Genomic DNA, 13,670 nt, shown 5'->3' with positions numbered 1-13,670 from the left:
CAAGGGAGGGACCGTGGGCACAGCCGAACATCCGCAGGTGCGGCTCACGCCGGGCGCCCTCCGCATCCTCGACACCGCGTCCGAGCTCTTCTACCGGCACGGGATCCACGCGGTGGGCGTGGACACGATCGCCGCCGCATCAGGCGTGACCAAGCGCACCCTCTATGACCGCTTCGGTTCCAAGGACACGCTCGTGGCCGCCTACCTGGAGCGCAGGCACGACCAGTGGTGGTCGTTGTGGGCGCAGCGCATCGAGGCGGCTCCCCGGCCGAGGGCCCTCACGGTGTTCGACTCCTATCTCGACGACGCCCCGACGTCCGACCGGGGCTGCGCGTTCCTGAACGCGGCCGCCGAGCTGCCGGGATCCCACCCGGCCTACGAGGTCGTGCGCCGCCACAAGTGGCTGGTCCGAGAGCGGCTCGAGGAGCTCGTCGCCGAGGACCCGGGCGTCTCCCAGCCGGGCCAGCTGGCCGAGCACCTGTTCCTGCTGCTGGAGGGGGCGGTGGCGCATCGCGGGCTCGACGGTTCACAGGCCCGGCTCGCCCGCGCCCGCAGCCTGGCCGCGCAGCTCCTCGGTGGCCCCGGGCCGGAGTGAACGGGTCCCGGGAACGGCGGCGGCAGCCTTCCGGCGCGGCACCTGGGCGGTGGCCTGCTCCCGGTCGTCACGCGCTGCCACGGCCTGAGTCGCGGACCGGCCGGTGCTCAGGCGAACAGCGCCACCGCCATGACCAGGGGCAGGGAGACGACCGAGGCGATCGAGGTGACCATCGTCAGCGTCTTGAAGGTGCCCTGCGTGGACAGCCCGAGCAGCGCCTTGAACATCCAGAAGAAGTTGCTGTTGACCTGGAGGGCGAACATGGAACCCGAGGCGATGGCGAGGCCGATGACGATCGGTGAGACGTCGATCGAGCCGAGGACCGGGCCGATGATCCCGGCGGCGGTGATCGCGGCGACCGAGACGGAACCGATCGCCAGGTGAAGCGCCGCGGCGATGCACCAGGCCAGCAGGATGCTGAGGATGGCCGGCGCCCCGGCCTCGGCGGTGAAGAGCCCCGCCATGATCGTGTCCAGTCCGGTCTCCCCGATGACCGCACCCAGGGACCCACCGATGCCGGTGATGAGCAGGATCTCACCGGTGGTGTGGAATCCCTCGCTCATCGCCGCCCCCGTCCCGTCCGCCCCGAGGACGCGGCGGCAGAGCAGGTAGGCACCGAGCAGGCCGATGAAGAGCGCCAGGTTGGCGTTGCCGAGGAAGGCGATGACGTCGTTCGAGAACCCGAACAGCTCGGCGAAGGCGCCGAAGGCGATCAGCAGCAGCGGCACGAGGATGGGCAGCAGGCTGACGAACAGCGGGGGCGTCCGGCTGTCCTCCGTGACGAGTTCGGTGGTCTCCAGCTCGACCATGGCCGCGTCGACCCTCTCGTCCCTGGGCTGCTTCCAGTACCCTCCGCGCAGCAGCTGCCGGAAGACCAGGGTCGTCGCGATCGCGGTCAGCGGGCCGAGCACGAAGCCGTAGAGGAGCCAGGTGCCGAGCGGGATACCCATCAGTCCGGCGATGGAGACGGCCGCCAGGCCGGGGACCACGAAGACGTACCCGGCGAAGATCCCGGTTCCCAGCGCACCGGCCATGAGCGGCAGTCCGATCGGGCCGATGTAGGGGCCGGTCGACCGCGCCACCGGCGCGGCCAGGACCACCTGCACGTCCACGTAGATGGACGGGAAGATCGTCGACATCGCCGCGGTCAACGCGTACGGGAGCCGCCGCGCCCCGACGCCGTTGACCAGCAGGGTCACCATCTTCTGGAAGGCACCCATCGCATGGAGCAGCGCGCCGATGAGCACGCCGAAGCCGATCAGCAGCCCGACCTCCGCCATGATCTCGCCGAAACCGCTGGCGATCGCCTCGATCGTGGCGGTGAAACCCACGCCGGTCGCCAGGCCGAGGTACAGCGAGCCGATGACCAGGGAGATCACCGGGTCGACCTTCAGCCAGATGATCAGCACGACGATCACGACGATCGCGATCACGGTATGCAGGATGACCATGACGTGCTCCTATCGAAAGGCCGAGCGACGGAGTCCTGCGTCGTCACCCGCACGAGGAGCACACCTTCTGTCTGCGGCGGTGTCAGTGTCAAGGCGTGGACCACGGCGTCGTTGGACGGCCTCCCCCGGAGAGGGTGACAGGACCGTGGCCGTTCCGCCGCGGAGCGCACACTGTCCTCCAGGAACCGAGCGGCACAGGGAATGCGTGACGGGCCGGCGTGCCGCCCATGACGATCCGGGGAGGGGCGATGAGCACCGAGCAGTCGGCGTCCGACCGTGAGGAGTTGATCCGGCTCCGCGCCGAGGTCGCGGCGCTGCGGGCCGCCCAGGAGTCCAGCACCGGGACGGCCACCCGGCCGGGCGCCGGCTGGACGTCCCGGCTCCGCACGATCGGCGCCACGATCCTCATCATCCTGGGCTCCATCCTCGCGCCGCTGTCGGTCGTGGCGACCTGGCTCGACACCCAGGTCACCGACACGGACGCCTACGTCGAGACCGTCGGACCCCTCATCGAGGACCCGGCCCTGCAACAGGCACTGTCCCGGACGATCACCGCGCGGGTCTTCGAGGAACTCGATGTCCCAGGAGTGACCCAGACCGCGCTGGAGTCCCTGACCGCTCGCACCGACCTGCCGCCCCGGGTTGAAGACCGCATCACCGGACTGGCCGTGCCGATGACCGAGGGCGTCCAGACCTTCCTGCAGGACCAGGTCCTGCGGGTCGTCTCCTCTGACCGGTTCGCCACCGTGTGGGCGGAAGCGAACCGGGCCGTGCACGCCCAGCTCGTCGCCACCCTCACCGGCCAGACCCGTGAGGGTGTGGAGATCACCGACGGCCAGGTGGCGCTCGACATCGCACCGTTCGTCGAGGTCGTCAAAGAGCGCCTGGTCGACCGCGGCATCGGGGTGGCCGCACGGATCCCGGAGGTCCACACGTCCTTCGTCCTCTTCGAGCTGCCCAACCTCCCCGCCGCCCAGCGCGCCTTCGCGGTGCTGAACGCGCTGGGCGCGGCCCTGCCCTTCGTCACCCTCGCCGTGCTCGCGAGCGGCATCCTGCTCGCCCGCGGCCGCCGCCGCGCGGCGATCGGCGCGGGACTGGGGGTCGCGGCGGGGATGCTCCTGCTGGCGACGGCGGTGCTGATCGCCCGGGAGGTGTACCTGGGATCCATCCCCCCGGACCTGCTGCCCCGGGAGACTGCGGCGGCGGCGTTCGACACCGTCGTCCGGTTCCTGCGGACGAGCATGCGCGCCGTGTTCGTGCTGGCGCTCGTCCTCGCTACGGCGGCCTACCTGACCGGCCCGTCCGTCGCCGCCACCACCCTGCGCAGGGGCATCGCCTCCGGGTTCGACGGCCTGCGCGCCGCGACCGGTCGCCCGGGAGGCCTGGCCGGGGAGCGCGTGGGCCACGCGCTGGCCTCCTACCGTCGCCCGTTGCGGATCGGTGTCATCGCCCTGGGCGCGTTCATCGTCATCGTCATGGACCGGCCGAGCCCCGCCGTCATCGTGACCGTCCTGCTCCTCGTGCTGCTCGCGCTCGTGGTCATCGAGGTGCTTGCCGCACCGGCGCCCGCCACGGCCGATCAAGATGAGGCTCCGGCCACCGCCACCCGGTCCGGGGGTGGACGGGACCCCGACGCAGTGCCGGCGCCGAGCACGCCCACCCGGGACTCCGGCGCGGCAGGCCCTCCGACGTGACCCACCGGCAGGACAACCCCGGTGATGACAGGTGATGACATGGGCACCTTCGGCCCCTGGAGCATACCCACGTGCCAGTCGGGTACCCCGCACGCGTGTGACCGTGCGGGCACCTCCATACCGTGGTGATCGGCGCGCCATGGTGGCGCGACGGGCCGTCCTTGCCCAGGTCAGGACGGCGTCTGCGCATGTCTTCAGTCGTGCCCCGCTGCCCATTCGCCCATCGGCGCCGCGATGGACGGAACCATTATGCGACCGGAGCGCCAGGCACCCATCTGTCCGAGAGGAAACCGCGTTCGTGAAGTCCAGCAACCGCACCGTCATGGTCCTCGTCCTGGCATCCGCCGTGCTGGCCGCTTCCGGGTGCGCCACGGGCAGCGCGACGGCCCAGCCGCAGCCCACGGTCACCGTGACCGCCGCCGCCCCCGCCCCGGAATGGACCCGGACCGTGAATCCCGACTGGGAGTTCCTGACCGTGGTCCGGGACAGCGGCATGGTGTTCACCCAGGACTGGGAGGCAGACCTGGAGGCCGCGGGCCTGGACCTGACGCAGACCGATACCTTCCAGCTGCGCAGCCAGGTGTGCGGGAGCGCGATGAACGACGGCACGGGGGACTACAACCCGGCGAGCCAGACCCACAGGTTCTGGCTGTCCTCGTTCTATGACGAGGTACGCCGGGCCGGCCGGGGCGATGCCTGGGACGTCCCCCGCACGGTCGCCTACCACCACTGTCCGTCGCGGTTCGCCGCCGTCAACGCCGTGGAGGAACTGGAGTCCCGGTCGCGCTGAGTGCCGCGGCGGGGTGAGCGGGGCCGCTCAGCCCTCGCAGTCGGTGCAGTAGAGCATGCCGTTCTTCTCCTTGGCGACCTGGGACCGGTGGCGGACCAGGAAGCAGGAGGCACAGGTGAACTCATCGGCCTGGGCGGGCAGCACCCGGACCATCAGTTCCTCGCCGGACAGGTCGGCGCCGGGCAGCTCGAAGCCCTCGGCGGCCTCCGTCTCGTCGACGTCGACGGCCGCGGACTGGGTGTCCGTGCGGGTGCTCTTCAGTTCCTCGATCGAGCTCTCGGACAGCTCGTCCTCGTTCTTGCGTGGCGCGTCGTAATCGGTGGCCATCGGGGTCTCCTCACATGCGGCAGGGGGTGGCCAGGAGAGCTGGCTCTAACACCGCCCGCCTGAAACACCCGGAGGGGCTCACATATTCCGCGAGCGGACCGGCGGCTTCACCCAGGCGTCCACCATCGCCCGTCCCCGGACGCACGGAGATCGACGGACCGGACCCGGACGTCGGGTCCGGCCTGTCGTCCAGGCCCGGGGAACAGGTGTCCGACCCCGCCCGCGGCAGGCTCAGCCGGCCAGGGGATCGGACACCCGGATGAGCTTCCTGTTGGCGAATTCCTCGATGCCCAGGGGGCCGAGCTCACGACCGTAGCCCGAGCGCTTGACTCCCCCGAAGGGCAGGTGCGGTTCTGACTCGGTGTTGCTGTTGATGAAGACCATGCCGACGTCGAGGCGCCGGGCGACGTCCTGGGCCTGCACCGGATCGGCACCGAAGACCGCCGCGCCCAGCCCATAGGGGGAGTCATTGGCCAATTCGACCGCAGCGTCGGCGTCGGCGACCTTGTACACGGACGCCACCGGCCCGAAGGCCTCCTCGTGCCACAACCGGCTCTGCCGCGGGATGTCGGTGAGCAGGGCCGGTGTCAGGAAGAACCCCTCCCCGCGTGCCTCGCCGCCCACGTGGAGTGTGGCCCCCTGGGCGACCGCGTCCTCGATCTGTTCCACGAGTTCATCCCGGGCCGCCGAGGATGACACCGGGCCGAGGCCCGTGTCACGCTGCGCCGGGTGCCCCACGCGGACATCGGTGAAGCGCTCCTTGAGCCCGGTGACGAACCGGTCGTAGACCTCCTCGACGACGATGAACCGCTTGGGCGAGGTGCAGGCCTGACCCGCGTTCGCCAACCGCCGGCTCGCCGCCGCCTCGATCGTGTCCTCCAGGCGGACGTCGTCGAGGACGATGAAGGGGTCGGACCCGCCGAGCTCCAGGACGACCTTCTTCAGGTGGCGGCCCGCCTGCTCCGCCACGATGGCTCCCGCCCTCTCGCTGCCCGTCAGTGAGATCCCCTGGACCCGGGGGTCCGCGATCACGGTGGAGAGCTGGTCATGCGTGGCGAAGAGGTTGATGTAGCACTCGCGGGGCAGCCCCGCATCGCGGAGGATGTCCTGGATGATGAGCGCGGACTGCGGACAGTTGGCGGCGTGCTTGAGCAGCACGGTGTTGCCCAGCGCCAGGTTGGGAGCGGCGAAGCGGGCGACCTGGTAGTGCGGGTAGTTCCAGGGCATGATCCCCAGCAGCACGCCCGTCGGCTGCAGGTGGACCTCAGCCGTGCCCGTGCCCACCGGAAGGCGGCGTGGTGCGAGGAACTGTTCGGCGTTGGCGGCGTAGTAGTCGAAGATGTCCGCGGACACCGCGATCTCTCCCAGCGCCTGGTCGATCTGCTTCCCCATCTCCAGGGTGATCAGCTCGGCCAGCTCCTGGGCGCGCTCGCGATAGATCCCGGCCACGCGATGCAGGATGGCCACACGCTCGCCCAACGGGGTCTCGCGCCACCGCGGGTAACCCCCGTGGGCTGCCTCGAGCGCCGCCTGCACCTCGTCATCGGCCGCGGCGTCGAAGCGCGCGACGACCGTGTTGGATGACGGGTCGAGGGTTTCATAGGTGGTCGGCATGGAGGGGCTCCGTTTCATCGAAGGCTGGGGCGCTGCACACGGGAATGCCGCGCGTGACCGGCATCACAGGCGGCGTGCGCCCAACATAACATCTGTTCATGGTGTTTAGATAGGGCCCGGATCAACGGCCTCCGGGGAGCCCGACCGCCGTGCCCGTCGACCCATGATGCGCCAGCTGCGCGGGCTGTGACCCCGGGGGTCGCTCCGGCCGTTCGCTCGCCCCTCGACGAAACTTATCCTCTACGAGTATTCTTTTACTCGGATCTTCTGCCACGTTCAGAGGCGTCCCGCCCACCGCGCGCGCACGGCCGGTCACGGCAGGCGGGCTCCGCCCATGACCTATCCTCGGTGGTACCCACCCGTCGCCCTCGGACTCCCGCGGCGGACCGCACCCCCGTCGACATGTCTACCGAGAGGAACAGGTTGGCTTCCGAGTCGAGTGGCCTGGACCCGGCCCACGCGCCGACCGCTCCGGTGCGCGTGATCGCCGACCGCACTGCCTTGAGAGACCACATCTACCGCGCCCTGCCTGAGGTCGACCGTGCCGAGGCGATCGCCAACCGGCTCCGGGACTCCATGTCCGTGGGACTGCTGACGGAGGGTGATCGCCTCCCCAGCGAGCTCGAGATGGCCGAGTCCTTCGGCGTCTCACCCACCACGGTGCGCGACGCGCTGGCCACCCTGCGCGCCGAGGGCCTGGTGGACACCCGCCGGGGCAGGCATGGGGGCACGTTCGTGGTGTCGCTGCCCGAGGTCTCCACCGGCGCGATGAGGGAGCGGCTCTCCGCCCTGTCCGTCGTGGAGCTCCGTGACATCGGCGATCATCGGGCGGCCGTCTCGACCGCCAGCGCCCGGCTGGCGGCGTCGCGGGCCGTGGAGAGCGACCTGGAGCGGTTTCGCAGGCTGGTCAGCGCGCTGGCCGCAGCACAGGACCCTGCGGCCAGGGCTCGCGCGGACAGCCGCATCTGGCTGGAGCTGGCCGTGATGGCGCAGTCCCGGCGCCTGCTCGGACTGGAGCTGCAACTGCAGCTGGAGATCGGTGAGCTGCTGTGGGCGCCCGTCGGTTCCCCGGGCGACCACCGCACGGCCCTGGAACCCCTGCAACAGCTCGCGGACGCCCTCGAACGCAGGGACGCGGAGGCGGCGGCGCTGGTGACCGGCCGGCGGATCGCGGCGGACACCTTCCACATGATCGACCAGAAGCTGACGCTTGCCCTGCGCGGAGCCCAGGAGGACGGATCCCATGACCGAGCTTGACGATGTCAGGTCCCTGCGTGAATCCCTGGCCACCGAGTTCGACGACCTGTACGCCGACCTGGAGCACATGGCGGAGGCCGTACGGGCCGCGGTGGCCTCCCCCGGCCCCGTCGGGGGCACGGACCGGGTGGGCCCGTTCGACGACGATCAGCTGCGGGCCATGCGGGACCAGGCCATCGGCCTGCTGTCGCGGCGGAGGATGGCCGATGGCGCGGGCTTCATCTTCGACCCGGACCGGATCGCCATCGCCGAGCAGCTCATCCAGTGGCAGGTGCGCAGCCAGGCGGGCGGGTTCGAGCCGTACGGATTCGTCTACGACACCGACTCGACCGAGTACTACGACTTCATGCGACTGCCCTGGTTCGAGACCCCGCGCAGAACGGGTGGCCCCACGCTGGCAGGGCCCTACCTGGACTACCTGGGCGTGGACGACTACGTGCTCACCGCCACGGTGCCCATCACCGGCGGCGGGGTGTTCGTGGGGGTCGCCGGCGCGGACATCCCGGTCAGCACCCTCGAGCGCATCGTGCTGTCCCGCTGCCGGGGACTGGACGTCGCGGTGGCCCTGGTGACCGCCGAGGACAGGATCGTCTGCTCGAACTCCGCGCACTACCTGCCCGGCGACCGGCTCCCGCAGGGCCCGGAGACCGGCACCCGGATGAGCCTGCCCACCCGGGTGCCGACGCTGGCCGTGCAGTGGGGCGCGGAGCGGTCCGCCTGAGGGCGCGGCGGGATCAGACCCGGGAACGGGACCGGGCCCGCGCCTGATCCAGGAAGGCGTTGAAGAGCAGCAACCGGTCGTCTCCGGCGCCATCGCTGTCCTCGGGGTGCCACTGCACGCCGACGATCCACGTGTTGTCCACGCGCTCCGTCGCCTCTACGACACCGTCCAGGGCCCGGGCCGCGACCCGCAGTCCGTCCCCGACGCGGTCGACGGCCTGGTGGTGGCCACTGCGTACCGTGAGCCGCTCACGCCCGTAGGCCTGATGCAGTCGGGTGTCCCGCGCCAGCTCGACCTGCTCGTCGAGGAACATGGGCGCGCCCTCGGTACCGTGGTGGAGCGTCCCCGGCTGCAGGTCCCGGACCAGCGTCCCCCCGCACGCCACGTTCAGCAGCTGGGAGCCGCGGCAGACCGCCAGCAGGGCCGCGTCGTCCTCGATGGCGCCCTGGATCATCCTCAGCTGCCGCTCGTCCGAGCGGGGATCACGGCCGAACTCGTTCGGGATCGGTTCGTGGACGCCGTAGAACGCGGGATCCACATCGCCACCGCCCAGGACGATGACCCCGTGCGCGCGGCGGATGAGCTCGTAGTCCGGCTCCTCCTCGGCGCTGACGTCGACCAGCGCGGGCCGGGCCCCCGCGTCGCGCAGTTCCTCGAGCGTGAGCCGGGTGAACCGCTGGAGCAGCCCGTACGTCTCCTCCGTCTGGCCCGGGAGGTTCAGCTGGGCCACCACGGCGATGTCCACGTCCGCGTGCGGCAGTTCCAGGGGCGAGGGCAGGACGTCCTGCGGCCTCAGTACCAGGTCGTCGGTGGCGGTCATGCGACCGGGTCCTCCTGTCGTCGGGGCCGGAGCGGCCGGGTCGATTGATGCTGACGATACGGCGTCGGCGCGGCCCCCCGGGCGTGGCCGGGAATTGCCCTGGCATCGCGGCGGTTGCGGGCGGCCTCCACCACCCAGTCGAACAGCGCCTGGTCGGTGTGCACCGTCCGCGCGCGGTCCTCGGGATGCCACTGGACCGCGACGATCTCGAGGCTGCGGTCCTCGAGCGCCTCCACGCATCCGTCGGGGGCACGCGCGACGACCTCCAGCCCGTCCCCGATGCGGTCCACCGCCTGGTGGTGGTAGCTCGACACGTCCACCCCGGAGGCTCCGCCCAGGGCCGTTCCCAGGCGGCTGGCCGGGTCGACCACGATGTCGTGGACGGTGCCGGTGTGCTGCAGCGCCTCGGTGGGCCAGTGCTGCACCAGGGTGCCTCCGCGCTCCACGTTCCACAGCTGCATGCCCCGGCAGATGAGCAGGCTGGGCACCCCGGACTGCTCGGCCCAGGCGATCGCCCGGGCGTCGGCGTCGTCCTGTCCGCGGAAGTCGGTCAGGGTCAGCCCCTCGGCGGCCGGCTGACCGTAGCGCCCCGGCTGGATGTCCGAACCGCCCGGCAGCACCAGGCCGTCGATGAGGTCCCACCGGCTGAAGGCACGGCCGGGGAAGACCAGCACGGGCTCGCCACCGGCCCGGACAATGGCCTCCAGCACGGCGTTGGCCACCACGGAACCGGAGAAGCGCAGGCCCCGGATCTGGTCGGACCACATGGCCGGCACCGCAATGAGCGGAGGCCGCGCCTCGTCGGGGTGGACCTGCCCGCTCATGACGGCCTGCCCTCGTGCAGCGGCTGGGGGAAGGGCAGGTGCGGCATCCACCGGTCCCAGGCCGCCTCGAGGCGGCCCGAGGCGATGACCCGCGCGAGCGCCTCGTCCAGCAACCGCAGCAGGTCCGGCCGGTCCTTGGCCACGCCCACCCCCCAGGGGTTGCGGGTGGGTGCGGTGAAGGCGATCCGGAAGTCCGGGTCCTCACCCAGGGGCACGGTCACGACGTCGTCGTCCACCATCGCGTCCACGCTCCCGTCCCGGACGGCACGGATCATGTCACCGAACACGTCGTCCGTGGAGGCGAACGGCACCAGGACCGCTCCGGGGAAGGTCTCCGCGAGCCGCATGTTGGCGCTGCCCTCGATCGCCGCGACCCGGCGCCCGGAGAAGTCCTCCGGGCCCTGCGCCGGGTCGTCTGCACGCACCAGCACCGACTCGTTGAAGATGGCGTACGGTCGCGTGAAGTCCACCTGCTCCTGGCGGGAGGGGATGATCCCCTGGCCGCACCAGACGGCGTCGGCACGCCCGTCCCGTACGGCCGTGAGCATCTGGTCCCACGGCAGCACCGTCCACTCGATCGACACCCCGGCCTCCTGGGCGACCAGGGCCGCCGCGTCCGGTTCGTAACCGGTCCTCGTCCGTCCTCCGTCCGGTGAGAGGTCGAACAACGGGTGCGCCTCCGAGTCGATACAGGCCAGGCGGAGCACTCCCCGCTCCAGGGCGCCCGCCGACGCTACCGCCACGGCGTCCTGGTGAGTCGTCCGGCTCACGGGATCGCCTGCCAGTACTGCTGGTACTCCCACTCGGTGACCGCGCCGCAATAGCGGGCCCACTCGTCGGACTTGGTGTCCAGGAGCAACTGGACCAGGTCCTGCGGCAGGCTGCGCTGGATGTACTCATCGGCGCGGAACGCCTCGATCGCCTCACCGAGGGACAACGGCAGGGCCTCGCCCCGCACGCCCGGCGCCGGCGGCTCGATCCGGTTGCCGATGCCGTCCGCGATCGAGGCGACCAGCAGGGCATGGGACAGGTAGGGGTTGACGGCCGCGTCCGGCACGCGGACCTCGGCGCGGCCGTTGGCCGAGATGCGCACGAGGCTGGCGCGGTCGTCCAGGCCCCAGTCGGCCCGCGCCGGGGCGAACTGGCCCGGGTCCCAGAAGCGCTTGTAGGAGTTGACCGTGCTGGCCATCACGAGCATCATGCCCGGCGCGTGCTTCAGGATGCCCCCGATGGCCCACCGCCCCAACTGGGACATGTGCAGTTCCTGGACGCCGTCGATGATGAAGGTGTTCTCACCCTCCTGGTCCCACAGGCTGATGTTGTGGTGGCAGCCGTTGCCCATGGAGCCCAGGTACGGCTTGGGCATGAAGCTGGCCTCGACGTCGAATTCGCGCGCCACCTGGGAGCAGATCTGCCGGTAGGTCACCAGCCGGTCGGCGGTCAGCTCGATGTCGTCGAAGTTCCAGTTGAGCTCGATCTGTCCCTGGTCCTCGTAGTCGCCCTCGATCATGTCGAAGCCGAGCGCATCGGCGTACTCCTCGATCCGCTTGTAGATCGGACGCATGGTCTCCAGGTTCTCGACCTGGTAGGCGGGGCTGTGGCCGGGGACCAGCACGGGCTTGATGGTGTCCCCGCGCCAGGTCATCTCCGGTTCGGTGCCGGACTTCATGGTCAGCCCGAAGGTGTCCTTCAGCAGCTGGTGGGTGCGGTGCATGTTCGCCCGCGCGTCCACGGCGAGCGGGCGCCCCCCCACGACCGGCAGGTGCGGCGGCTCGTAGGCCGCGCAGAAGATCCGGCCGATCTCGGGGTCCCAGGGCAGTTGCTGGAAGGTCTCGGCCTGGGGCAGGGCGACGAACTCCTTGGCCTCGACCCCACCGCCGATCAGGTTGCCGAAGATGTCGGTCTGCAGGTCGGACAACGCCGTGCGATGGAAGCTGATGCCCTTCTCCAGGTTGCGCACGATGTGCTTGGCCGGGACCATCTTGGCCACCGTCCGGGAGTGCAGGGTGGGGAGCATGTAGTAGAGGTACTTCACCCCGGACCGTTCGATCTGCTCGGTGATCCGGGCCACCGTCTCCTCGGCCAGGTTCGCCTGCTGGTGCCGGGCGAAGGCGTCGTTGTCCTGGAGCAGGGTGCCCACGCGCTCCTGGTAGAGCTCGGTGAGGTTGCAGCCGTTGGTCCTGGCGGTGTGGTCCAGCAGGTCCAGGTGGGGCTCGACGCCCACGGTGCGGTCGATGGTGTCAGTCATGGTCTTTCCGATCTGTTCAGCGGAGCCCGGACGGGCACCGCAGGGGTCAGGAGGCGACGCCGACGGTCTCGGCCGTCCGGTCGGATATCGGGGTGGGCTGCCCGAGCAGCTTGCGGAAGTGCACGAGACGCCCGGCCGGCAGGCCGATCGTCACGACACCCACCGCGAGGCCGTCACGGTCGTAGCGGATGACCACGCCGTCCTCGACGGCGTCGAGTGATCCCTCGAGCACCGCCAGGCCCGTGGCCCGGTGGGGTGCGCCGATGCCCTGGATGCGGATGCCGAACTGGTCGCTCCAGAAGCTGGGGACGGCCGCGTAGGCTGCCGGCGGTTCGGAACCGGTGAGGTCCGCGACGAGCGTCCTGGCCGCCGTCTTGGCCATGTCGATGGCACCCTGCCAGTGCTCGACCCGGCGCATCTCGCCCTCGGCCCACGGGTCCTGGTACCGGGCGATGTCCCCGAGTGCGACGGTGTGCCCCGCCCCGGCCACGCGCAGGCGATCGTCCACGACGACGCCGTCGGTCAGGTCCAGTCCGTTGCCCTCCAGCCACTCGGTGTTCGGCACCGAGCCCACGGCCTCGACCACGACGTCCCCCTGGATCTCGGTCCCGTCCGCCAGGCGCACCCCGGCCGCGAGGGCCGGGCCACCGTCGTCCTGGATGCCCTCGGCGGTGAGGTATTCCTCCACCGAGTGCCCGGTGACGATCTGGATCCCCCGGCCGACCAGCCAGTCGCGCATGATGACGGAGACCTCTTCGCCGAGGACCCGGTGCATCGGGCCACGGGATCCCTCCACGAGGTGGACCTCGCATCCCAGCTCGCGGGCCGTGGCCGCGACCTCGCAGCCGATGAACCCGCAGCCGACGACCACGACGCGGGCTCCGGGGCGCATCTGCCGGTGGAGGCCGAGGGCGTCCTCGAGGGTCCGCACCACGTGGCGACCGACCGTGGGTCCGGGGACGTGCAGCCGGCGGGGCCGGATGCCGCTGGCGATCACGAGGCCGTCATAGGCCAGCTGCTCCCCCGAGGCCAGGGTCACCGTCTGGCCCTGGAGGTCACTGGCCACCACCCGGACGCCCAGCCGCCAGTCCACCGTCTCCATGGTCGGACGCTGGCGCAGTGCTACCGTCGCCAGTGCGTCCTCGGGCGAGCCGGGATGCGCCAGCAGCTCCTTGGAGAGGGGTGGCCGGTTGTAGGGAGGGTGGACCTCCTCGCCGACCACGGTGATGGCCCCGTCCCAACCGGCGGCGCGGAGCTGCTCGGCGGCCCGGAGCCCTCCCATGGAGGCCCCGACGACGACGATGCGCGGTTCCTGGTGCTCACTCACGG

Annotated in this window: 13 protein-coding genes; 5 read left to right on the top strand and 8 right to left on the bottom strand. The window is 70.9% G+C overall.

What is annotated here, in order from left to right; translation table 11 throughout:
* The first annotated feature begins 13 nt into the window (after window positions 1-13).
* Complete coding sequence (locus tag Q0283_RS05255; protein ID WP_298043486.1) at window positions 14-595, top strand: TetR/AcrR family transcriptional regulator; 582 nt, start codon at window positions 14-16, stop codon at window positions 593-595.
* Between the two features lie 107 nt (window positions 596-702).
* Here the strand turns inward: Q0283_RS05255 and Q0283_RS05250 are convergent, their stop codons facing one another.
* Window positions 703-2,046 carry a GntP family permease gene (locus Q0283_RS05250; protein WP_183529725.1) on the bottom strand — a complete coding sequence of 448 codons (1,344 nt, stop codon included), beginning with the start codon at window positions 2,044-2,046 and terminating at the stop codon, window positions 703-705.
* A 248-nt stretch (window positions 2,047-2,294) separates the two neighbouring features.
* Here Q0283_RS05250 and Q0283_RS05245 point away from each other — a divergent pair, with 248 nt between their 5' ends.
* Together Q0283_RS05245 and Q0283_RS05240 are read left to right on the top strand one after the other, a co-directional pair.
* Window positions 2,295-3,740: a hypothetical protein gene (locus Q0283_RS05245; RefSeq protein ID WP_298043485.1), complete on the top strand. Its 1,446-nt coding sequence runs from the start codon at window positions 2,295-2,297 to the stop codon at window positions 3,738-3,740.
* Between the two features lie 298 nt (window positions 3,741-4,038).
* Complete coding sequence (locus Q0283_RS05240) at window positions 4,039-4,530, top strand: hypothetical protein (RefSeq protein ID WP_298043484.1); 492 nt, start codon at window positions 4,039-4,041, stop codon at window positions 4,528-4,530.
* 27 nt (window positions 4,531-4,557) lie between these two features.
* Here the strand turns inward: Q0283_RS05240 and Q0283_RS05235 are convergent, their stop codons facing one another.
* Window positions 4,558-4,857, bottom strand: a complete 300-nt coding sequence (locus Q0283_RS05235) for a DUF4193 domain-containing protein (RefSeq protein ID WP_298043483.1) — start codon at window positions 4,855-4,857, stop codon at window positions 4,558-4,560.
* A gap of 231 nt (window positions 4,858-5,088) precedes the next feature.
* Window positions 5,089-6,471, bottom strand: a complete 1,383-nt coding sequence (locus tag Q0283_RS05230) for an NAD-dependent succinate-semialdehyde dehydrogenase (protein ID WP_298043482.1) — start codon at window positions 6,469-6,471, stop codon at window positions 5,089-5,091.
* 423 nt (window positions 6,472-6,894) lie between these two features.
* Between Q0283_RS05230 and Q0283_RS05225 the strand changes: the two genes are divergently transcribed.
* Window positions 6,895-7,728, top strand: a complete 834-nt coding sequence (locus Q0283_RS05225; protein WP_298043481.1) for a FadR/GntR family transcriptional regulator — start codon at window positions 6,895-6,897, stop codon at window positions 7,726-7,728.
* Entirely contained in the window at window positions 7,715-8,449 is a 735-nt protein-coding gene (locus tag Q0283_RS05220; protein WP_298043480.1) for a hypothetical protein, read from the top strand. The genes Q0283_RS05225 and Q0283_RS05220 overlap by 14 nt, the downstream gene beginning before the upstream one ends.
* A 13-nt stretch (window positions 8,450-8,462) precedes the next feature.
* Here Q0283_RS05220 and Q0283_RS05215 read toward each other — a convergent pair whose 3' ends face one another.
* Genes Q0283_RS05215 through Q0283_RS05195 form a run of 5 tightly spaced genes read right to left on the bottom strand, consistent with a single transcriptional unit; the run spans window position 8,463 to window position 13,668 of the window.
* The gene (locus Q0283_RS05215) at window positions 8,463-9,269 is read right to left on the bottom strand and encodes a gamma-glutamyl-gamma-aminobutyrate hydrolase family protein (protein ID WP_298043479.1); all 807 of its coding nucleotides are present in this window, start codon (window positions 9,267-9,269) and stop codon (window positions 8,463-8,465) included.
* Window positions 9,266-10,093 carry a gamma-glutamyl-gamma-aminobutyrate hydrolase family protein gene (locus Q0283_RS05210; RefSeq protein WP_298043478.1) on the bottom strand — a complete coding sequence of 276 codons (828 nt, stop codon included), beginning with the start codon at window positions 10,091-10,093 and terminating at the stop codon, window positions 9,266-9,268. The genes Q0283_RS05215 and Q0283_RS05210 overlap by 4 nt, the downstream gene beginning before the upstream one ends.
* On the bottom strand, window positions 10,090-10,863 hold the full coding sequence (locus tag Q0283_RS05205; protein ID WP_298043477.1) for an ABC transporter substrate-binding protein: 774 nt from the start codon (window positions 10,861-10,863) through the stop codon (window positions 10,090-10,092). Before Q0283_RS05205 ends, Q0283_RS05210 begins: the two co-directional genes overlap by 4 nt.
* Complete coding sequence (locus Q0283_RS05200) at window positions 10,860-12,341, bottom strand: glutamine synthetase family protein (RefSeq protein WP_298043476.1); 1,482 nt, start codon at window positions 12,339-12,341, stop codon at window positions 10,860-10,862. The genes Q0283_RS05205 and Q0283_RS05200 overlap by 4 nt, the downstream gene beginning before the upstream one ends.
* A 46-nt stretch (window positions 12,342-12,387) precedes the next feature.
* Window positions 12,388-13,668, bottom strand: coding sequence for an NAD(P)/FAD-dependent oxidoreductase (locus tag Q0283_RS05195; RefSeq protein WP_221243824.1), 1,281 nt, complete (start codon window positions 13,666-13,668; stop codon window positions 12,388-12,390).
* Window positions 13,669-13,670 lie beyond the last annotated feature (2 nt).

The sequence above is a fragment of the uncultured Citricoccus sp. genome, assembly GCF_937871995.1.
In the GTDB taxonomy this organism is placed as follows: Bacteria; Actinomycetota; Actinomycetes; order Actinomycetales; family Micrococcaceae; genus Citricoccus.
Note: the sequence above shows the minus strand (reverse complement) of the source record. Positions and strands in the feature narration are given on the sequence as shown.